Raw genomic sequence first — 17966 nt, forward strand, 5'->3', positions numbered from 1 at the left:
CCGGCCTATGACGATCCTCGGTATCGGCTTGGACTTGGTGACCATCTCCGAGTTCGCCGAACAGCTCGAACGCGCCGGAACCACCATGCTCCGAGAGAGTTTCACCGCGGGCGAGCGACGCTACTGTCAGAGCAAGGGGACCGATCCGGCGCGCAGCTACGCGGTGCGTTGGGCGGCGAAAGAGGCGGTGATCAAGGCTTGGGCCGCATCACGTTTCGCCCGCCGCCCACAGATCGGCGACAACCCGTACCCGCTGATCGAGGTGGTCAACGACGCATGGGGGAGGCCGAGCATCAAGCTGCACGGCCTCGCCGCCGAATTCCTGCCGCGCGCAAGGGTTCACCTGTCGTTGACGCACGACGGTGACACGGCCGCCGCCATGGTGGTCCTGGAAGATCCGGGCGAAATGGTGGATCTGATCGAGGGCCGCGAAGGGTAAGGCGGACAGTCACTCTCGGTGTGTGCGCCGCAGCCTTCTGCGCTGTAGCGCCCACCACGTTTCCAAGGCTCGGTCGGGATCGGCGAGGTCGATCCCGACCAGCTCCTGGTAGCGGCGCAGCCGGTAGCGCACCGTGTTGGTGTGCAGCTGCATCTCTTCGGCGACGTGATCGACGCGCATGCCGTTGCTCAGATAGTGCTGGGCGGTGTCGAGTAGTGCTGCGGCGCCGTCACTTTCGCCGAGCGGCGTGATGTAGCGGTGGAACAGTTCCTCGCCGACTTCGGTGTCCGCCAGTACCGCGGGCAGCAGGCCGAGATCGGCCAGGTCGTGCACGCCGGTCAGCTCGAAGGCATCGGCGGTCGCCATGGCTCGGGTGGCGCGGCGGAAGGACGGCTCCATCCGGTCCAGCCGGGCGGCCGGGCCGACACCGACGGCGGTCTCGATATCGCCCGTGGGCACGGCGTCCACGATGCCTGCGACGTCGCCGTCGATGACCGCGAGCAGCCCGTGTGGCCGGTCGCCGCCCATCGGCTCGAGCAGCTTGGCCAGCGGGTCGGCGGCCAGGTCGGCGCTCGGCCTGGCTCGGATCGCGTGGAATTCCCGGTAGGAGTCCAGGCCGTAGCGTTCGACCTGCAGGCGGATCTCGCCGGGACCGAGTGTGCCGAACAGGATGCCGCGGACCAGGTCGGTGCGGTGCTGCTGGTCGTGCCTGGTCTGCTGGAACTCGGCGTCGAGGTGCCCGCGGGCCACCGCCAGAATCGCGGTATCGGTGAGCGCGAGGATGTCGTTGGTCAGTTCCAGCAACTCACCGTCCGAGAGGCCGAGGCGACGGCCAGTGGCGACCACCTCGTCGACGGCGACCCGGACCGCGAGCCGCCAGCCGCGCAGCATCTCGGTCACCGGAATCCCTTGGCGGCCACGGGTTTCGCCGTGCGCCGTGAAGACGGCCAACTCGCTGTCGGTCAGGTCGCGCTCCGCGGCCAGCGTCCGCAACAACTGCTGGACGGTGCGGACCGCGTCCGGCAGCAGTGCCGTCGGATCGATCCGCGCGTAGGTCGGTATCTCGGCGCGCATCTTGTCGATCGTCTTGGCGGTCAGTTCGGTGGCGTGTGAGAACAACCGAGCCAACAGGGCACGGCGATCCGGGATTGGTGGGCGGCTGACCATTACTGTGCAGGGTAGTCCCGTTTGGACTGAGCAACAAAGGATGGGCTGCAACTTCGACAGTTGCACCATAGTCAGCTGGGGTTATACCGCGCAATACTGAAGAGTCGGCAACGATGCCAAGTAGTGCGGTTGTACTTTCGGACAACACGCGGCGGTCGTGGCCGAGCAGGGCAGGCGGATCGAGGCTTTACTCGATCACTCGACGAAGGGGTTGCCGATGACCGAATGGAATCGCATCGAACGCGGTGAAGGCCGTCCATTGGTGTTGTTGCACGGCGGCGGCGCGTCGGCAAGGTGCTGGTTGCCGGTGCTCGATCGGCTGAGCGCGGACCGTCGCGTGCTCGCGCTCGACTTCCCAGGCTTCGGTCGCACCCCGGCACCGGGTCCGGACGTCCGTGTCGGCATGGGCTGGATCGTCGACGGGCTGGCCGCCGAGCTACAGCGCCTCGGTATCAACGCTCCGGTCGATCTGGTCGGCAACTCCATGGGCGGCCTGATCGGACTCGAGGCGACCAAGCGCGGCCTGGCGAGCTCGTTCGTCGGCCTCGCCCCGGTCGCGTTGTGGCACAAGCAGATGCCGCTGGCACTGCGGGCGCAGTTCCAGATCGGCCTCGCCGCCGCGACGCTGACACGGACGCCCGCGCGATCGGTGATCGGCCGGACCAGGTCCGTCGGCCTGCGGCCCGCCGTCGGTCACCCCGATCGGCTGACGGCCGCCGAGGCCATCGGTGTCGCGGAGGATCTGGACCGGTCCGCTCCGACGCTGCGCCGGGCGCTGAAGATCGCGAAGAAGCTGCGTTTCGAAGGGGGACAGGGGATCACGGTGCCGGTCACCATCGCGTTCGGCACCCTCGATCGGATGCTGCCGCCGAGCACCAGCCAGGTCCGCGATCAACTACCCGCGCACACCAAATGGGTGACGCTGCCCGACTGCGGCCACATGCCCATGTGGGACAACCCGGAGCTGGTCGCGACCACGATCCTCGATGGCGTCTCGACAAGCCGCTCAGCGGGGGAGCAGACCGCTTAACGCCCGCTTGCCGAGCGCGACTCCTTCTCGGCGACCAACAGATACGCGACCATCAGCCGCTTGAGTTCGGATACCGCCTCGGCGTGGCTCTGCTCGTCCTGCACCGAGAAGTTCAGCATCGAATAGACCACGTGCACCAGCACCTCGGCCATCATGGTGCGCCGCACCCGTGGTGTTCGTGGCGTGAGCGGCCGCAGCATCTGCGAGACGACCTCGGCGAACTCCTTCTCATGGATGGCGCCGGTCGCCCGCGTGGACGGGGTCGACTGCATGGCCAGCCACACCTCGCGGCGCGACGGGTCGTTCATCCACAGATTCGCCAGATGATCGACCAGCTGGTTCATGTGCCGCAGCCAGTCCAGCGATGGGATCTCGCCGTGGAAATCGGCGAGCTCCTGCGAAACGGCAACGAGGTCTTGCCGATTCAGTTCGCAGACGATGACGTACTTGTTGGCGAAGAACTGGTACAGCGTGCCGATCGGAACCTCGGCACGTGCCGCCACTTCTTCACAGGTGAACGATTCGAACCCAACCTCTACCAGCAGTTCCCGGGACGCCTGCAAGAGCGCGTCGAACTTCCGTTTACTGCGTTCCTGCGTCGGCCGTCGCCGCGGCATGAGCTCCTGTGGGTCGTCCTGCAGCTCCAACGCAGGGTCCAGACGTTGCTTCGACCTGGCCTCCGCGCGTACTTCCACGTATCCAGGCTAACGGTACGAACACACGCACGACACGCGCACGGCTTCTGCGTGTTCATCTTCTGTCCGATTTCACCACCCATCCGGATCGAATGTGGCACCGAACACATACCGAGCGCGCGTGGCTTCTGACGCGCGAAAGAACCAGGAAGGCGTGACCAGTGGTAGCTCGATCAGTGGTAACACTCGGCGTTTCCACCGAACGTGGCGCCGTGCACGCGGTAGCGTTCGCCGACACCGGCGAACGGCTACCCGAGCGCGTGCTGCTGCATCGGGTGAAACGGACGCCCGGCGACACCAAGACGGACTTGGCCGAAGCCGTCGAAACGGCGATGGACGAACTCGCCACCGAACTCGGCCCGGACCATGAGATCGCGGGCGCCGCGGTCGTCTACCGGGACGCGGCCGAGCGGCGCGCCATCGTCACCCGCTTGGCGTCCGGCCGGTGGCACACCGCGTCCCTGGTGTCGTCCAAGTCGGCCCACCTCAGCGTGGCCGGAATGATGACCTGGCTCGACGAATTCGACGACCTGCTGATCTGCGAGGTGGTGCCCGGGCACCAGTCGTTCACCCTCGTCGATGGCGGCCGTCGCCGGATTCTCGCCTCGGTCGGTCAGGCCGGTGGCGCGACGGCGGAATCGATGGGCGCCGCGGTGACGGCGGCCTGGGATCAGTTCGAAGCGGCGGCGGTCCGGCCGGACGCGGTGGTGCTGATCGGCTCCGCCGCGGGTAAGCCCGCGGTCGTCGCGGCCGTGGACGCCTTCGGTGCGCCGGTGATCCCCTGCAAGACTTCGGCCGCCGCGTCGGCTGCCGGTGCCGCGCTGTATGCCATGGCCGACGTGGACGGCGTCGGCGTCGGCGACACCGAGGAGCGGGTGCGCCGGGTGCGTGGCGGTGCCGCGGTGTTCGCGGCGGCCAGCGTGCTCGCGGGCGGACTGGTGGTCGGCGGTGTCTACGCGGCCGGTGGTTCGGCGCGGACGCTGCCCGGTGCGGCCCTCAAGGACGCGCACGTCACCGCCGAGTCGAAGGTCGTTCGCGGCGACCCGAATGCGAGCAAGCCGGACCAGGTTCGGGCCGAGCCACACAGTGTCGAGGGTCCGGTGATCGACCGCCGGGCTCCGGTCGTCGTGTCGGACGCGGACATCTCGATCGTCACCATCGATCCCGCCGAGTCCGGGCCGCAGTACTCCGTCCAGCGGTGGGGTAGTGCGCCGCAGGATCGGGCGGAGTCGCTGGTGCCCGCCGAGCCCGCGCACGACACCGAGACGAGTGCCGCGCCCTCATTGCTGTCGGGATCGGGCATCCCGGCCGCCACCAACAAGGTCGGCGCCCCGAACGGAGCGCTGCTCTTCCCGGGCGAGATGCCGCCGCCGGAAGCGTTCACCGCGGACTCGTACAACTGGTGGGACAACCACTTCCGGATGATGCTGCAGTGGGCGGCCCAGCAGATCATGCCCGCCTGAGCCTGACCCGCACGGCGAAAGGCCCGGCGCTCCCCTCTAGCGCCGGGCCTCATGTCGGTTGCGAAGTCAGTCTCTTGTCCTGCGCCGGAACAGCACGCCCGCGGCGAGGTATCCCGCCAACGCGATGCCCCCGCACCAGAGCACGGCCAGCAGCGCACTGTTTCCGATCGGGGTGCCCATCAGCAAACCGCGCATCGTCTCGATCACGGGCGTGACCGGCTGGTTCTCGGCGAACCAGTGCAACGCGCTCGGCATCGACTCCGGCGGCACGAACGCGCTGCTCACATAGGGCAGGAACATGAAGAAGAACGTGCACGCGTTGGCGGCTTCGGGATTCTTCGCCAGCAGACCGAAAACCGCTGCGAGCCAGGACATCGCGAGCACGTACATCACGATGATGCCGTAGGCCGCCAGCCAGCGCAGCGGATCGCCGGTCGGCCGGAAACCGATCGCGACGGCCACCAGGATCACCAGGGTGGTGGTGATCAGATTGCGCAGCACACTCTCCACCACATGCCCGGTCAGCACCGAGGAGCGGGCAATGGCCATGCTGCGGAATCGATCTATGATGCCGTTGGTCAGATCGGTCGCCAGGCTCACCGCCGTGGTCGCCGAACCGAATCCGGCGCACAACAGGATGATGCCGGGCACCACATAGTCGATATACGCGCCGCCGACGTTCATCGCGCCGCCGAACACGTACACGAACATCAACAGAATCGTGACCGGTAGCGCGATGGTCATCAGCATGGTGTCCGGGCTGCGCACCGTGTGGCGCAGGTTGCGGCTCAACATGGTGGCCGAATCCTGCACGGCCAGGCGGGAGTTCGTGATGGTGCCGGTCACAGCGCTGCGGCTTTCTGTGTGGTGGGGTGGCCGGTGAGCGCGAAGAACACGTCATCGAGGTCGGGGGTGTGGATGGCGAGGTCGTCGATGGTGATCGCCTGATCGTCGAACTGCTCGAGCAGCCGTTTGAGGGTGCCGACGCTGCCGTCCGAGGGGACCAGCAGCACCAGCTGCTCGGCGTCGACCTCGGCGCCCGGTACGGCCAGGGCCGCGGCGGCCAGCCCCTGCTGATCGGCGAACCGCAGCTGGATGTGCCCGCCGGGGGCGAGCTGCTTCAAGTCGCCCGGCGTGCCTTCGGCAACGATCTTGCCGTGGTGCAAAACCGCGATCCGATCGGCGAGCTGATCGGCCTCCTCCAGGTATTGCGTGGTGAGGAAGATCGTCACACCGTCGGCCACCAGGTCCCTGATCACCTGCCAGAGTTCGCGGCGACTGCGCGGATCGAGTCCGGTGGTCGGTTCGTCGAGGAAGATGATCCGCGGCGTGCCCATCATGCTCATGGCCAGATCGAGCCGTCGTCGCATACCGCCGGAGTAGGTGGCGACCCGGGCATCGCCGGCCGCGGTGAGGTCGAACTGTGCGAGCAGTCGGGCGGTACGGCTGGTGATCTCCGGCTTGCCCAGATGCAGCAGCCTGCCCATCAGGCGCAGATTCTCCGCACCGGTCAGCACGTCGTCGACCGCGGAGTACTGGCCGGTGACGCCGATCAGGCGGCGCACGGTGTCGGATTCGTGTGCGAGATCGTGGCCGGCCACCCGGATCTCGCCGCGGTCGGCGTCGGTCAGGGTGGCCAGGATGCGGACCATGGTCGTCTTGCCCGCCCCGTTCGGGCCGAGTAGCGAAAAGACCGTTCCCGCCGCGACTTCCAGGTCTATGCCGGCCAGCACGGTTTGATCACCGTAGGTTTTCGTCAACCCGCTGATGCTGACTGCGGGGGTGGATGGGACTGTCATGGAGTTCCTCGAATCGAAACTGTGTATGGGTTAAACTTAGTTTAGACGGTACACAGTTTTTGGCGAGAGGGAAGAGGGCATCGAGAAAAAGGGGTCGAAAGTGGTGGACACGCCGGAGGCGGACAGCGGCACATCAGCGGTAGCCAAGTCCTTCGCGCTGATGTGGGGCCTGGACGAGCCGGGAACTCGCGGACCGAAGCGCGGGCTGAGCCTCGATCAGGTGATCGACGCGGCGATCGAGGTGGCCGACGCCGAAGGGGTCGCGGCGCTGTCGATGAGTCGCGTGGCCAAGCATCTCGGCTTCACCACGATGTCGCTCTACCGATACGTCGACAGCAAGGACACGCTGCTCACCCTGGTGTCGGATCGGGCGATCGGGCTACCGCCGGAGCTGCCGAACGACGCCGGCTGGCGGGCCGGGATCGAAGCGTGGGCGTGGGGCGTGGCCGGGTCGATGCGACTGCATCCCTGGTACCTGGATCTGCCCTTGGCCGCGCCGCCGATGGGGCCGTGCAATATGGCGTGGCTGGATGCGGGCCTGGCGATGTTCGCCGAAACCGCCGTGCCCGAGTCGGTCAAACTGCAACTCGTACTGAACGTTTCGTTGTACATGATCGGCCGGATGCGCGTCGCCAAGGAGATGGCCGAAGGTGGGGATACCGAGGAGTACCCGGCCCTGTTGAGCCGGGTACTCGACCCGCAGCGTTTCCCCGCGCTGACGCGCGCCTTCGCCGCTCAGGCATTCGATGAAGACGACGTGGAGTGGGACGACGCCGACCTGCGGTTCGGTCTCGATCGGCTGTTGGACGGTTACGAGCAGTTCGTCCGCTCGTACGAGCAGTAGTCCTAGACCGACAGGTCGCGGCGCAGCTTGGCGACGTGACCGGTGGCGCGCACGTTGTACTGGGCGACCTCGATCTTGCCTGCCTCGTCCACCAGGAAGGTGGAGCGGATGACCCCGGTGACGGTCTTGCCGTACATGGTCTTCTCGCCGTACGCGCCCCACGCGGTGAGCACGGTCCGGTCCGGATCCGACAGCAGCGGGAAGGTCAGCTGCTCGGCGTCGCGGAACTTGGCCAGCTTGGCGGGCTTGTCCGGCGAGATGCCGAGGACGTCGATGCCCGCGCCGTCCAGGTCGGCGAGGTTGTCGCGGAAGTCGCAGGCCTCTTTGGTGCAGCCGGGGGTGCTCGCGGCGGGGTAGAAGTAGACGATCACCTTGCGGCCGCGGTAGTCGGCGAGCGACACGTCCTTGCCGTCGGCGTCGGACAGCGTGAAATCGGGGGCGGCATCGCCGGGGGAGAGTCGTTGGTTGTCGGTCACGTCCTGCACCGTAACCGAAGGCTCGGACATGGCGTGGATAGACCGAACGACACTGTACGGACCGACAAGACCGGCACCGCGTGCAAGCCCGAAGCACTGTGCGGAATGACAGAACACCGCGCGCCCCGGGGCGACTCCGCGCGGACCGATAGACTCGTCCGGGAGCTGAGGGTGACCCGCGAAGGCCGAGCACGCACCGCGATTCGAGCCCTGGCGCGGCACATCAAACACAGGAGGCCTGAACGTGGCGAAGGATACCGAGCGGATCGAGCAGGAGATCGAGGCCGCGCGCACGCGGCTGGCGAGCACGCTCGACGAACTCGCGGTGCGCGCGGATCCGCAGCGGATCGCGAGCGACAGCAAGCAGATCGTGCTGCGGAAGCTGAACGAGCCCAAGGTGAAGTACAGCCTGATCGGCGCGGCCGCCCTGGTGATCGGGCTGGTGCTGCTCAAGATCTTCCGCTGACCGGACGTCGAACAGCAGAACACCCGGTGTGCCTGGCACACCGGGTGTTCTGTTTTCACGATTATCAGACCGTGGGGCAGGCGAACCCGTCGCCATCCGGATCCAGGTGCGGGCCGTAGCCCGGTTCTCCACGAAAGAGGGGAGCCCGTCCGGCGGCCTTGGCCTCTTCACAATTGGCGAACGCGCCGCCTGCGGAGCCGGTCTGGGTCAGACCGGCCGAACCGGTTGCGGCAGAGCCGGTGTCGACGGCGGACGAGCCGGTTCCCGAGGAACCGGATGGAGGGGCGGCCAGCGCGGTCGGCGCCGCAAGGAGGGTCAGTCCCGCGACGGCAGCGCTGAAGGTAAGCCGGCGAACGTTCATGTATTCCTCTAGATAGTTGCTGCGGTGAATAGGCGTCCGACCGGACGCCGCATCCACTGTCGTGACGCCTTGGCCGCTTGTCAACCGGATCGCCGGAGAACTAGGGCATTAGGGGCAGCCCGCGCGGCTGGGGTCACTCACCCAAACGATGGCCCGCCAAGTGCTCGGCCGGGATGTTTCCCATGCGTCCTGCCTGGTAGTCGTCCATTGCCTGGATGATTTCGGCGCGAGTGTTCATCACGAAGGGCCCGTATTGGACGACCGGTTCCTGAATCGGTTGTCCGCCGAGCAACAACACCTCCAGATCACCGCTCCGATTGTCTTGGCGCGCATCGGCACTCACCGTGATCGCGTCGCCGGGACCGAAAACCGCCAGCTGTCCTTCGTGCAGTGGCCTGCGCTCGGCGCCGACCGTGCCGCTGCCGGACAGCACGTACACCATCGCCGTGAAGTGTTGCGGCCACGGCGTTTCCAGCTGTCCGCCGGGGCTGATCGAGGCGTGCGCGTAGGCGATCGGCGTGTAGGTCGAGCCGGGGCCCTCGAAGCCGCCGACCGCGCCCGCGATGAGCCGGACCAACGCGCCGCCGTCGTGCGAGCTGACCAGGGTCAGTTCGCTGCCGCGCAGATCCTGGTAGCGCGGCGCGGCGAACTTGAGCGCGCGCGGCAGGTTCACCCACAGCTGGATGCCGTGGAACCAGCCGCCCGCCATAACCAGCTGCTCGGTCGGCAGCTCGTCGTGCAGGATGCCGGAGCCAGCGGTCATCCACTGCGTGTCGCCCTCGCCGATCACGCCACCGCCGCCGTTGGAGTCGTGGTGCGCCATGGCGCCGTCCATGACGTAGGTGACGGTCTCGAACCCGCGATGCGGATGCCACGGCGCGCCCTTCGCCTCGTGCGGCTCGTAGGCGACCGGGCCCATCTGGTCGAGCAGGATGAACGGGTCGGCGGTGCGCAGGTCCAGGCTCGGGAACGGCCTGCGCACTTCGAAGCCCGCGCCCTCGCGCTGCTTCGGCGCGCTGACCACGGTTTGCACCGGGCGGTTGCGCATGGTCTCGGTGGGCCGGGGCAGGCGCGGCAGCACCATGAGGTCGGGGACGGTGATGGCGGGCATCGGAACCTCCTGGAAGGGGAGTTGGTGTCCATGTCAACCAAACGTGGGTAGACTTCATTCCCATGGAGTGGCTCAGTGACGACGAACAGGCGACCTGGTCGGCCTACATCCGCCTGCGGCAACGGCTGGACGCGGTGATCGCCGCCGGGTTGACCAAGGACGGGCTGTCCGCGGCGGATTACGAGCTGATGGTCGCGTTGTCGGCCGCGCCGGGTGATTGTTTGCGGGCCAAGGATCTGGCGGCCGAGGTCTGCTGGGAGAAGAGCCGGTTATCGAAGCATCTCGCTCGGATGGACGCGCGTGGGCTCGTCGACCGGCAGCCGGTGGCGGAGGATGCGCGCGGGGTGCTGGTGCAGTTGACGGCGGCCGGGCGGCGGTTGCTCGAACAGGCCGCGCCGAATCATGTGCGGCTGGTGCGTGAGGTGTTCATCGATTGCATCAGCCCGGCCGAAGCGCACGCGATGCAGTCGTTGTCCGACAAAGTCGTTGTCGCAGTGGAGGAATCGACCAGCACCGCAATCGGCGCCTGACCCGGAGTTGATCTCACAGACCCGCCGTACCTCTCACAATGAGTACGAGCCTCGTGGGAGGTTGAGCCCCTCAACGGGCCGCCCCGCCTGCCTGCGGTTGATCGAGTCGAGTCAAATGGTTGCTGTCGGAGATCATTCAGCGACCATTTGACTCGACTCGATGCGAGTATCCCGTCAGGTGCCGCGGCGGCTGCGGAAAAGGGTGCGCCATCGACCAGTGGTTCGCGGCGGCCGCGGCGGGGTGGTTGCGGCCGGTGGTTTGGGAGAGCGCTTCGGCTGGCGGTCGGCACGCCACTGGGCGACGATCTCCTCGGTGTCGACCGGTGCGATCCGGACGTACGGGCCATGCGGCAGGCGTAGCCACTCGACCACCCGCTTGTTGAGTTCGCGCACCGTCTCTCGGACCGCGCGCTCGGAGTTCAGCTCGCTGACGATCTCCGGCAGGCGCTCGATATCCCGGCGCAGCAGCAGGGAGGGCGGCAGGAGGGCGTCGCCGCTCACTCCTTCTTTCCTGAGGTAGCCGTTCAGCCACCAGTGCTCGTCGTCGCTGCCGCGCGGAATGGGCTTGCCCGCGCCGGGCAGATTCTCGAATTCACCACGATCGGTCGCCTCGCGGATCTGCTTGTCGATCCACGATTCGAAGTCCAGATTTGCTGGTTTGCGCTCGGTCATCGCGTCACCTTTGACGGCGGGTGCAGTGCCACCATGCTACCGAATGTGCCGCTGTGAGCGCCGAAGCCGGTGTCCGGCAACGGGTCACGTCCAGGGTGTGATCGGCGGCTTCACCCACATCAGCTTCTCGTCGGTGTGTGTGCGCTGGGCCGCCGGATGGTCCGGGTGCCGGGCCGCCCAGTCGTCCTTTTCGGCGAGCAGCTCCGCGACCGTCACCCAGGTCTCCTCGGTGCTCGGCGGGTTCGTCTCGGCCGCCCTGGCGAGTTTGCGTCGCGTCGTCGCGGGCATCGCCAGCAGCTCGGGTCCGGTGATGCCCAGGTGCCAGACATAGCTCGCGAGGCGCCGGGCCTTCTCGGCGCGGCTCTTGGCCGCCGTATCGCTGTGCGCGTAATCGGTCATCGCGGGAGTCCAAAGGGGTCGGTGGTGCACGACCCTAGATGATTGATTCCAAGGGGTGTGGTGCATGACGAGTCCACACACCTCCTGATGGATGATCACCCAGCCGCAGTGCTTGTTCCTCCGTGCTGAAGTGAAAGATTCTGCCCGACAGCAGCATTCGATGTGACGAAGTAGGCGAGGGCGCCGAAGATCAAGGTTGTGAGCAATGAAATCGACACCCTCGCCACTGCACTTTATGTCACGATCGACGACTTGGTGAAGACCCGCCCCGATCTGGCGCCTGCCCGCCCTCGGATCGGGTTCACCCCGCAGTTGACCGACGCCGAACTGGTGGCCCTGGCCGTGATGCAGGCCCTGCTGGGCTACCCCAACGAGCGCCGCTGGATGCGCTACGCCCGCAAACATCTACGGCATCTCTTCCGGTATCTGCCCCAGCAACCCGGCTACAACAAACGACTCCGCAAAGCCGCCGCCCTGATCACCGCCGCCATCCGGCACCTGGCCACCGACACAAGCCTGTGGACCGACGATGTATGGGTCGCCGATTCCACCCCGGTGGAATGCGGGCGCTCCCGCGAAACGGTGAAGCGCTCCGAACTGGCCGGATACGCCGAATACGGTTACTGCGCTTCGCATTCGCGCTTCTTCTGGGGCATGCGGCTGCACTTGATCGCCACCCTGGGTGGGCTGCCGATCGGTTTCGCTCTGACCGGCGCGAAAGCCGACGAACGCGAAACCCTGATGGGTATCCTGGCCGGTGACCCCGCCCTGGCCGCCCAACGACCGGGACAGACCCTGATCTGCGACAAGAACTATTTCGGTGCCGGGTTCGAGGCCGAGTTGGCCGCCACCGGGATCCAGCTGTTGCGGCCGGCTCGCAAGGGCGAAGCCGAACGACCTGGCGCCGCCCTGTTCAAACCATTACGGCAGGTCGTCGAGTCGATCAACCAGACGTTCAAAGCCCAACTCGATCTCGAACGCCACGGTGGACGCACCCTCAGCGGAGTCATAGTGCGTGTCCTGCAACGAATCCTGGCGATTACCGCCGCGATCTGGCACAACGACACCACCGGCGCACCGGTACACCGATCACTGACCGCCTACGACCACTGATCCCCTTGGAATCAATCATCTAGTCGGAGGCCGGGCCGGACGCGACGACGCCTCCCCGCGGCGGGCGGGGAGGCGTCGTCGATCTGAGACTCAGTATGCGCTGTTGACGTTGTCCATCGAGCCGTAGGTACGCGCGGCGTAGTTGCAGGCGGCGGCGATGTTGGCGACCGGGTCGTAGATGTCCCAGGAGGTGCCCTCGACGTGGTACGCGCGGAAGGTCGGCTCGATCACCTGGAGCAGGCCCTTGGACGGGATGCCCGCGGCGGCGTTGGAGTCCCACAGATTGATCGCCTGCGGGTTACCGGTCGACTCGCGCATGACGTTGCGCATGATGCCGTTGTAGCTGCCGGGGATGCCGTTGGACTGCATGACGTCGAGAGCCTGGCGGATCCAGCCGTCGAGGTTGTCCGGGTAGCTGGGGGCCGGTGCCGGCATCGGCGCCGGAATCGGCTCGGGCGCGGGCGCCGGGAGGGGCAGCGGCGCGGGCATGGGCGCGGGGGCGGCTGCCTCGACGACGGGAGCCGCGGCCTTGTGCTGGTCGGCCACCATGGCGATGCGCGACGGGACGCTGTCGTCGGCCACCGATACCGCCGAAGATGCGGCAACGGCTACGACGCCTGCGGCGGCGATGGCGAAAGTTACACCCTCGCGAAGCGTCGAGCGGCGGAGAGAAGAAAAGCGTCTGTCAGGCATTACGAAATCGGTTCCTTTGTCGGGGACTGGTTTCGATCCGGGCGCGCGCAGGCAGCACGGATCCAAGGCGGGTGCGCGGTGGGCGCTCGCCGGTGCGGGCTGATGTGCTGTTGTGGGGTTTTGTTGTGGGGGACGCTCGGGGTCCCCGGAACGCGACGTTCAGTGCTGCGGTGCCGGGGCGCTCAACTGCGAGCCCGGCCGCGATGTCGCGCGGGACTCCGCATCTCGATGCGGAGAGAAAGACGGCCTTTCGGCGCGCCCATTCGGCGGAAGGTTGGGGTTAGCGGGTCCACTGCCGGATCCCGATCCGCCGACCGCGGCGGGCATAGGGCCTGCCGTTGCGGTCGTTTTCCGAATGTGGGTGAACTACTCCTTGGTGTAACCAAACTTCAGGTCGCTTTAAGGCCTGATCGCAGAATGGTCACATTAGGTTAATGCACGGTGAACTGGCAGTGAATGAGAAGTGCTGCCGATCTTGGAACACTCCCTCCGCCGTTGCCGAACCGTTACCTACGCAGGGAGTTTGCTGCTAAACCGAATGTGCGTCAGGTCACAGAAGTTTTCGGGTAACGCACCGCACTTCTGTTGTCGGAGCGGGGTGTTGGTCCGGATTGGGACTCGTGAGACCGCCGCCGCATCGGCCCGATCCGGCGGTTTTCGCCGGAAACGATCCGGCGAGTTCGCGGGACCGAATACAGGGGAGCAGCTTGTCGTCGACGCCCCTTTACCGGGGAGACAGGGAACTCCCGTCCATGAACTCGAACAGCCTGGTGTGTCGTACCGGTGCCCTCGCCGCCGGAACCGTGATCGCGGTGCTGCCGTCCTTAGGCGTAGCGGCCCTCACGCTCAGCACCCTGGCCGCGGTGGACCTGCCCGACCCGACCGGCCGCGACATCGCCGCCCGCCAATACGCCGTAGTCCCCATCGCAACCCCCGCCGACTTCTGTCAGACCAAAACCGAGGGTTACTACGCCGACCCCGTCGACCGTGCCGTCTTCTACCGCTGCCTGTCCTCTCGAACCCACCACATGACCACCTACCAATTCCGCTGCGCCGACGAAGCCTGGTACGACGACGAACGCTTGGTCTGTGTAGCGCAGAGTCGTCGCTGATTCCCTTGTGGGACAGCCGTTTACTACCGCGGTGGAAGTGGTCGTCCCCTAGATCCGTTGTTGGCCAGTAGCTTTTGCTGGAACGTTCTGCGTAAACCGTTCGCCGCTCGCCTGCCGGAGTAGCGCGAGCGCCGCTTCGGAGGGGGAGCCGGCCGGGGTCGTGCAGACGATCAGCGCCTGTTCTGGTGAACGGGCGACAGCCAGGGTCTGCTGGGTCACGGTCACCGTGCCGACCACCGGATGGTGCAGTTCGTAGGACGCGGCGTCGCAGGGGAGTACCCGGTGGTCGCGCCAAAGTGCCACGAACTCAGGGCTTTTCATGGTCAGCTCGCCGATCAGTTCGGCGAGCAACGGGTCGTCCGGGTGTCGGCCGACGGCGATCCGCAGGTTGCCGACCACGGCGCGGGCCTTGCGTTTCCAGTCCGTGTACAGCTCTCGGCAGTGCGGGTCGAGGAACACGATTCGGCTCATGTTCGGGCGGCGGGCCGGGTCGTCCGGGCTGTGGAAGTCAAGGTCACCCGCTAGCAACGCGTGCCCGAGCGTGTTCCACGCCAGCACGTCCGTCCGTCGGCCGAGCACCAGCGCGGGGACGCCGTCGACGGCGCGGAGCAGATCGCGCGTCTCGTCGGCGAGTTGTTCGGGGCGTGGGCGGCGCACCCGAGGCGTGCGGCGTGCGGCGTCGGCGAGCCGGTCGAGGTGCGCGCGTTCGTGGTCGTCGAGCAATAGCGCGCGGGCGATCGCATCGAGCACTTCGGCCGAAGCGCCGCGGGACAAGCCCTGTTCCAGGCGCGTGTAGTACGAGACGCTGACGCCCGCCAACTGGGCCAGCTCCTCGCGCCGGAGCCCGGTCACCCGCCTACGTGGTCCGAGGTCCTGCACGCCGACGTCTTCCGGTCGCAGCCGCGCTCGTCGCGCCTGCAAGAAATCGCCGAGGGGGCCGGGTCCGTCCATTGCTCCAGTATCCGACGCGCGGCCGAGCCCAGCCACACCCTGCGAGGGGTACGACAAAGCGGGAGTGGTTGGCCCACGTCCGCGCGTCCAGGCTCGTTCTTGTTCAGCCACACCACGAACCCGAGGACGAACCACATGGACCAGATCACCCTGGGCGACGTCACCGTCACCCGAATCAGCGAGTTCTACGGCTCGGTCGAGATGAGCCCGGACCAGTTCTTCCCGGACAGCCCCGACGGCGCATGGGACGAGCACCACGGCCTGCTGGCCCCGGACTTCTGGAATCCCGACACCGGCGAGTGCCAGTCGGCCCTGCAGACCTGGCTGTTGCGCAGCGAGGGCCGCACGATCCTCGTCGACACCGGCGTCGGCAATCACAAGGACCGCCCCTACGCCCCGGTGTGGAGCCGCCTGGACACGACCTACCTCGACAACCTCGCCGCCGCCGACGTGCGCCCCGAGGACGTCGACCTCGTGATCAACACCCACCTGCACATCGACCACGTCGGCTGGAACACCCGTCTCGACGGCCGCACCTGGGTACCGACCTTCCCGAACGCCACCTATCTGATGCCGTTGCGGGACTTCGACTTCTGGGATCCGGCCAACGGGCACGAGACCGTGTTCGGCCGCGGCAACCAGAACGTCTTCGAGGACAGTGTCGTTCCGGTTCACCAGGCCGGACTGGCCGAGCTGTGGGACGGGTCGTACCGGATCGACAAGAACCTGCGCCTCGATCTCGCGCCCGGCCACACCCCCGGCTCGTCCGTGCTCACCTTGGAATCCGGCACCGACCGAGCCCTGTTCGTCGGGGACCTGCTGCACACCCCATTGCAAATCGTCGAGCCGGAGACCAACTCCTGCTTCTGCGAGGACCCGGCCGAGGCCCGCGCCACTCGGCACAAGCTGCTCGGTCACGCCGCCGAGGACAACGCGCTCGTCTTCCCCGCGCATTTCGGCGGGCAGGGCGCTGTGGAGATCGAGCGCAGCGGGTCGAAATTCCGGATCAAGGACTGGGCCGGCTTCTCCAGCGTGTCCTGACAACTCTCAGAGGAAGCGTTTCCCATGGCCTTATATACAGAGAACCCGGTTGTCGAAACTCCGGCAGGCGCCGTGCGCGGTGCCCGCGATGAGTTCGGCGAGTTCTACCGCGCCATTCCGTACGCAATGGCCCCGATCGGCGCCCGCCGTTTCGCCGCGCCGCGCCCGCACCCGGGCTGGTCCGGCGTCCGCGATGGCACCCAGCCCGCGCCGACCGCGCCCCAACCGGCGCGCGACTTCGGTCGGCTCGACATGATTCCCTACTTCGGACCGGGCTGGGTGCGCGGCGCGGAGTACCTGACCGTCGATGTCCGCACGCCCGCCGCCGACAGCGGCAATCGCCCGGTGCTGGTCTTCGTACACGGCGGCGGGTTCGTCACCGGCTCGACCCGCGCCGCCCTCTACGACGGCAGCGCATTCGCCCGCGACGGCGTCCTGCTCGTGACGGTGAACTACCGGGTCGGCATCCCCGGTTTTCTCGATCTGGCAGGTGCGCCACCCAATCGGGGACTGCTCGACGTACTCGCGGCCCTCGGTTGGGTGCGCGACACGATCGCGACGTTCGGCGGTGATCCGGACAACGTCACGCTCTTCGGCCAATCTGCGGGTGCCACACTCGTCGGAGCGCTACTCGCCACCCCGGCGGCTAAAGGTCTCTTCCGGCGAGCGATCATCCAAAGTGGCAACGGCACTGGGGCTTTCACCCCAGAGCAAGCGCAGCGAGTGACCGCTGCGGCAGCCGCCGCACTGGGCGTCGAACCCACCGCCGACGCGTTCGCCGCAATCCCCGACGAACGCCTCCTGGAGATCCTGCCCGCACTATCCGGCCTGGACCTGCAGACCAGCACCGCCACCGACCCCCTGGTCGGACTGAGCCCGTTCAGCCTGGTCCTGCCGACCCAGCCCGCCGACAGCCTCGCCGCCGGACCCGCCCGCGACATCGACCTGCTCATCGGAACCAACACCGAGGAGGGAAACCTCTACGTCGTACCGCAAGGCCACCTGGAGTCCACCACCGAGACCGACCTGCTCACCCTCGCCGCCCGCCTGTCCGCAGACCCGGCGGCCGAGGTCACCGCGCATCGCGCGGCCCGGCCGGACGCCACACCTGGGGAACTACGCTCCGCGATGCTCGGCGAAGCCCTGTTCGGCGCGGGCACGGCTCGCATGGCGCAGGCCCACGCGCGAATCTCCGGTGGTCGCACCCACATCTACTCGTTCGAACACCGCTCGACTGCCCTCGACGGAAAACTCGGCGCCACCCACACCACCGAACTCCCGTTCGTCTTCGACCTCGCCGACGAGCCTTGGCTACACGGCGAGACCGGCCTACTCGGCCCCGACCCCGCCCCACCCGGCCTGGCAACCAAGATGCACGCCGCCTGGATAGCCTTCGCCACCAACGGAAACCCCGGCTGGGCCCCCTACGACTCGCAACGCCCAACCCCCGAGGTCTTCGGCGGCTCTATGCAATAGCGGATTGTGCTGCGCCGTCGTGGAACCCGGCACTGCCATCGGCGAGTGTCGGGCGAACGGCCGATACCCGCTGCTGGAAATCGCTGCGACCATGGGTACGCATCGAAGAATGCTTGTAGCGGATCGAG

Annotated in this window: 21 protein-coding genes; 10 read left to right on the forward strand and 11 right to left on the reverse strand. The window is 67.1% G+C overall.

The genetic code is table 11. From position 1 onward, the window contains the following. Positions 1-7: 7 nt before the first annotated feature. Positions 8-439: a holo-ACP synthase AcpS gene (gene acpS, locus ACQPW1_RS09470; protein WP_433662353.1), complete on the forward strand. Its 432-nt coding sequence runs from the start codon at positions 8-10 to the stop codon at positions 437-439. 9 nt (positions 440-448) lie between these two features. Here the strand turns inward: acpS and ACQPW1_RS09475 are convergent, their stop codons facing one another. Beyond that, positions 449-1606, reverse strand: coding sequence for a PucR family transcriptional regulator (locus tag ACQPW1_RS09475; protein WP_433662354.1), 1158 nt, complete (start codon positions 1604-1606; stop codon positions 449-451). 217 nt (positions 1607-1823) lie between these two features. On the opposite strand from ACQPW1_RS09475, the gene ACQPW1_RS09480 reads away from it, so the two are divergent. Continuing rightward, entirely contained in the window at positions 1824-2636 is an 813-nt protein-coding gene (locus ACQPW1_RS09480) for an alpha/beta fold hydrolase (protein ID WP_433662355.1), read from the forward strand. Here the strand turns inward: ACQPW1_RS09480 and ACQPW1_RS09485 are convergent. Then, a complete protein-coding gene (locus tag ACQPW1_RS09485; RefSeq protein WP_405167892.1) occupies positions 2633-3253 on the reverse strand; it encodes a TetR family transcriptional regulator in 621 nt (206 codons plus the stop codon). The genes ACQPW1_RS09480 and ACQPW1_RS09485 overlap by 4 nt on opposite strands. Before the next feature lie 239 nt (positions 3254-3492). Between ACQPW1_RS09485 and ACQPW1_RS09490 the strand changes: the two genes are divergently transcribed. Next, the gene (locus ACQPW1_RS09490; protein ID WP_433662356.1) at positions 3493-4794 is read left to right on the forward strand and encodes a hypothetical protein; all 1302 of its coding nucleotides are present in this window, start codon (positions 3493-3495) and stop codon (positions 4792-4794) included. A gap of 66 nt (positions 4795-4860) precedes the next feature. Here ACQPW1_RS09490 and ACQPW1_RS09495 read toward each other — a convergent pair whose 3' ends face one another. Beyond that, on the reverse strand, positions 4861-5589 hold the full coding sequence (locus tag ACQPW1_RS09495; RefSeq protein WP_433665191.1) for an ABC transporter permease: 729 nt from the start codon (positions 5587-5589) through the stop codon (positions 4861-4863). A 47-nt stretch (positions 5590-5636) separates the two neighbouring features. Next, the gene (locus ACQPW1_RS09500) at positions 5637-6593 is read right to left on the reverse strand and encodes an ATP-binding cassette domain-containing protein (RefSeq protein ID WP_433662357.1); all 957 of its coding nucleotides are present in this window, start codon (positions 6591-6593) and stop codon (positions 5637-5639) included. 100 nt (positions 6594-6693) lie between these two features. Here ACQPW1_RS09500 and ACQPW1_RS09505 point away from each other — a divergent pair, with 100 nt between their 5' ends. Further along, positions 6694-7437: a TetR/AcrR family transcriptional regulator gene (locus tag ACQPW1_RS09505; RefSeq protein ID WP_433662358.1), complete on the forward strand. Its 744-nt coding sequence runs from the start codon at positions 6694-6696 to the stop codon at positions 7435-7437. Positions 7438-7439: 2 nt separating this feature from the next. Here ACQPW1_RS09505 and bcp read toward each other — a convergent pair whose 3' ends face one another. Continuing rightward, positions 7440-7913 carry a thioredoxin-dependent thiol peroxidase gene (bcp, locus tag ACQPW1_RS09510; RefSeq protein ID WP_433662359.1) on the reverse strand — a complete coding sequence of 158 codons (474 nt, stop codon included), beginning with the start codon at positions 7911-7913 and terminating at the stop codon, positions 7440-7442. 244 nt (positions 7914-8157) lie between these two features. On the opposite strand from bcp, the gene ACQPW1_RS09515 reads away from it, so the two are divergent. Then, positions 8158-8379, forward strand: a complete 222-nt coding sequence (locus ACQPW1_RS09515) for a DUF3618 domain-containing protein (RefSeq protein WP_433662360.1) — start codon at positions 8158-8160, stop codon at positions 8377-8379. A gap of 64 nt (positions 8380-8443) precedes the next feature. Here ACQPW1_RS09515 and ACQPW1_RS09520 read toward each other — a convergent pair whose 3' ends face one another. Further along, the gene (locus ACQPW1_RS09520; RefSeq protein ID WP_040732589.1) at positions 8444-8740 is read right to left on the reverse strand and encodes an excalibur calcium-binding domain-containing protein; all 297 of its coding nucleotides are present in this window, start codon (positions 8738-8740) and stop codon (positions 8444-8446) included. Positions 8741-8873: 133 nt separating this feature from the next. Further along, the gene (locus ACQPW1_RS09525; protein ID WP_433662361.1) at positions 8874-9851 is read right to left on the reverse strand and encodes a pirin family protein; all 978 of its coding nucleotides are present in this window, start codon (positions 9849-9851) and stop codon (positions 8874-8876) included. A 62-nt stretch (positions 9852-9913) separates the two neighbouring features. Here ACQPW1_RS09525 and ACQPW1_RS09530 point away from each other — a divergent pair, with 62 nt between their 5' ends. Continuing rightward, complete coding sequence (locus ACQPW1_RS09530) at positions 9914-10381, forward strand: MarR family winged helix-turn-helix transcriptional regulator (RefSeq protein ID WP_433662362.1); 468 nt, start codon at positions 9914-9916, stop codon at positions 10379-10381. A gap of 174 nt (positions 10382-10555) precedes the next feature. On the opposite strand, the gene ACQPW1_RS09535 is transcribed toward ACQPW1_RS09530, so the two are convergent. Together ACQPW1_RS09535 and ACQPW1_RS09540 are read right to left on the reverse strand one after the other, a co-directional pair. Then, positions 10556-11053 (reverse strand): DUF1992 domain-containing protein, encoded by a 498-nt coding sequence (locus ACQPW1_RS09535; RefSeq protein ID WP_433662363.1) that lies wholly within the window; start codon positions 11051-11053, stop codon positions 10556-10558. Between the two features lie 84 nt (positions 11054-11137). Further along, positions 11138-11452: a hypothetical protein gene (locus ACQPW1_RS09540; protein WP_433662364.1), complete on the reverse strand. Its 315-nt coding sequence runs from the start codon at positions 11450-11452 to the stop codon at positions 11138-11140. Positions 11453-11650: 198 nt separating this feature from the next. Between ACQPW1_RS09540 and ACQPW1_RS09545 the strand changes: the two genes are divergently transcribed. Continuing rightward, complete coding sequence (locus ACQPW1_RS09545; protein ID WP_433654482.1) at positions 11651-12565, forward strand: IS982 family transposase; 915 nt, start codon at positions 11651-11653, stop codon at positions 12563-12565. Between the two features lie 90 nt (positions 12566-12655). Here the strand turns inward: ACQPW1_RS09545 and ACQPW1_RS09550 are convergent, their stop codons facing one another. Further along, the gene (locus ACQPW1_RS09550) at positions 12656-13258 is read right to left on the reverse strand and encodes a transglycosylase SLT domain-containing protein (RefSeq protein WP_433662365.1); all 603 of its coding nucleotides are present in this window, start codon (positions 13256-13258) and stop codon (positions 12656-12658) included. A 752-nt stretch (positions 13259-14010) separates the two neighbouring features. Here ACQPW1_RS09550 and ACQPW1_RS09555 point away from each other — a divergent pair. Next, entirely contained in the window at positions 14011-14370 is a 360-nt protein-coding gene (locus ACQPW1_RS09555; protein WP_433662366.1) for a chitin binding peritrophin-A domain-containing protein, read from the forward strand. 48 nt (positions 14371-14418) lie between these two features. Here ACQPW1_RS09555 and ACQPW1_RS09560 read toward each other — a convergent pair whose 3' ends face one another. Then, complete coding sequence (locus ACQPW1_RS09560; RefSeq protein WP_433662367.1) at positions 14419-15321, reverse strand: helix-turn-helix transcriptional regulator; 903 nt, start codon at positions 15319-15321, stop codon at positions 14419-14421. Between the two features lie 135 nt (positions 15322-15456). Between ACQPW1_RS09560 and ACQPW1_RS09565 the strand changes: the two genes are divergently transcribed. Together ACQPW1_RS09565 and ACQPW1_RS09570 are read left to right on the forward strand one after the other, a co-directional pair. Further along, the gene (locus ACQPW1_RS09565; RefSeq protein WP_433662368.1) at positions 15457-16362 is read left to right on the forward strand and encodes an MBL fold metallo-hydrolase; all 906 of its coding nucleotides are present in this window, start codon (positions 15457-15459) and stop codon (positions 16360-16362) included. Positions 16363-16386: 24 nt separating this feature from the next. Further along, positions 16387-17838: a carboxylesterase/lipase family protein gene (locus tag ACQPW1_RS09570; protein ID WP_433662369.1), complete on the forward strand. Its 1452-nt coding sequence runs from the start codon at positions 16387-16389 to the stop codon at positions 17836-17838. The last annotated feature ends 128 nt before the right edge of the window (positions 17839-17966 follow it).

It is taken from the genome of Nocardia sp. CA-128927 (genome assembly GCF_050955855.1).
In the GTDB taxonomy this organism is placed as follows: domain Bacteria; phylum Actinomycetota; class Actinomycetes; order Mycobacteriales; family Mycobacteriaceae; genus Nocardia.

Excerpts from the sequence above, each read along its gene's own strand:
- ACQPW1_RS09550 (WP_433662365.1), bottom strand. The coding sequence starts at position 13,258 with ATGCCTGACAGACGCTTTTCTTCTCTCCGCCGCTCGACGCTTCGCGAG.
- ACQPW1_RS09475 (WP_433662354.1), bottom strand. The coding sequence starts at position 1,606 with ATGGTCAGCCGCCCACCAATCCCGGATCGCCGTGCCCTGTTGGCTCGG.
- ACQPW1_RS09480 (WP_433662355.1), top strand. The coding sequence starts at position 1,824 with ATGACCGAATGGAATCGCATCGAACGCGGTGAAGGCCGTCCATTGGTG.
- ACQPW1_RS09565 (WP_433662368.1), top strand. The coding sequence starts at position 15,457 with ATGGACCAGATCACCCTGGGCGACGTCACCGTCACCCGAATCAGCGAG.
- ACQPW1_RS09530 (WP_433662362.1), top strand. The coding sequence starts at position 9,914 with ATGGAGTGGCTCAGTGACGACGAACAGGCGACCTGGTCGGCCTACATC.
- ACQPW1_RS09485 (WP_405167892.1), bottom strand. The coding sequence starts at position 3,253 with ATGCCGCGGCGACGGCCGACGCAGGAACGCAGTAAACGGAAGTTCGAC.
- ACQPW1_RS09520 (WP_040732589.1), bottom strand. The coding sequence starts at position 8,740 with ATGAACGTTCGCCGGCTTACCTTCAGCGCTGCCGTCGCGGGACTGACC.
- ACQPW1_RS09500 (WP_433662357.1), bottom strand. The coding sequence starts at position 6,593 with ATGACAGTCCCATCCACCCCCGCAGTCAGCATCAGCGGGTTGACGAAA.
- ACQPW1_RS09570 (WP_433662369.1), top strand. The coding sequence starts at position 16,387 with ATGGCCTTATATACAGAGAACCCGGTTGTCGAAACTCCGGCAGGCGCC.
- ACQPW1_RS09540 (WP_433662364.1), bottom strand. The coding sequence starts at position 11,452 with ATGACCGATTACGCGCACAGCGATACGGCGGCCAAGAGCCGCGCCGAG.
- ACQPW1_RS09555 (WP_433662366.1), top strand. The coding sequence starts at position 14,011 with ATGAACTCGAACAGCCTGGTGTGTCGTACCGGTGCCCTCGCCGCCGGA.
- ACQPW1_RS09525 (WP_433662361.1), bottom strand. The coding sequence starts at position 9,851 with ATGCCCGCCATCACCGTCCCCGACCTCATGGTGCTGCCGCGCCTGCCC.
- acpS (WP_433662353.1), top strand. The coding sequence starts at position 8 with ATGACGATCCTCGGTATCGGCTTGGACTTGGTGACCATCTCCGAGTTC.
- ACQPW1_RS09535 (WP_433662363.1), bottom strand. The coding sequence starts at position 11,053 with ATGACCGAGCGCAAACCAGCAAATCTGGACTTCGAATCGTGGATCGAC.
- ACQPW1_RS09560 (WP_433662367.1), bottom strand. The coding sequence starts at position 15,321 with ATGGACGGACCCGGCCCCCTCGGCGATTTCTTGCAGGCGCGACGAGCG.
- ACQPW1_RS09495 (WP_433665191.1), bottom strand. The coding sequence starts at position 5,589 with ATGTTGAGCCGCAACCTGCGCCACACGGTGCGCAGCCCGGACACCATG.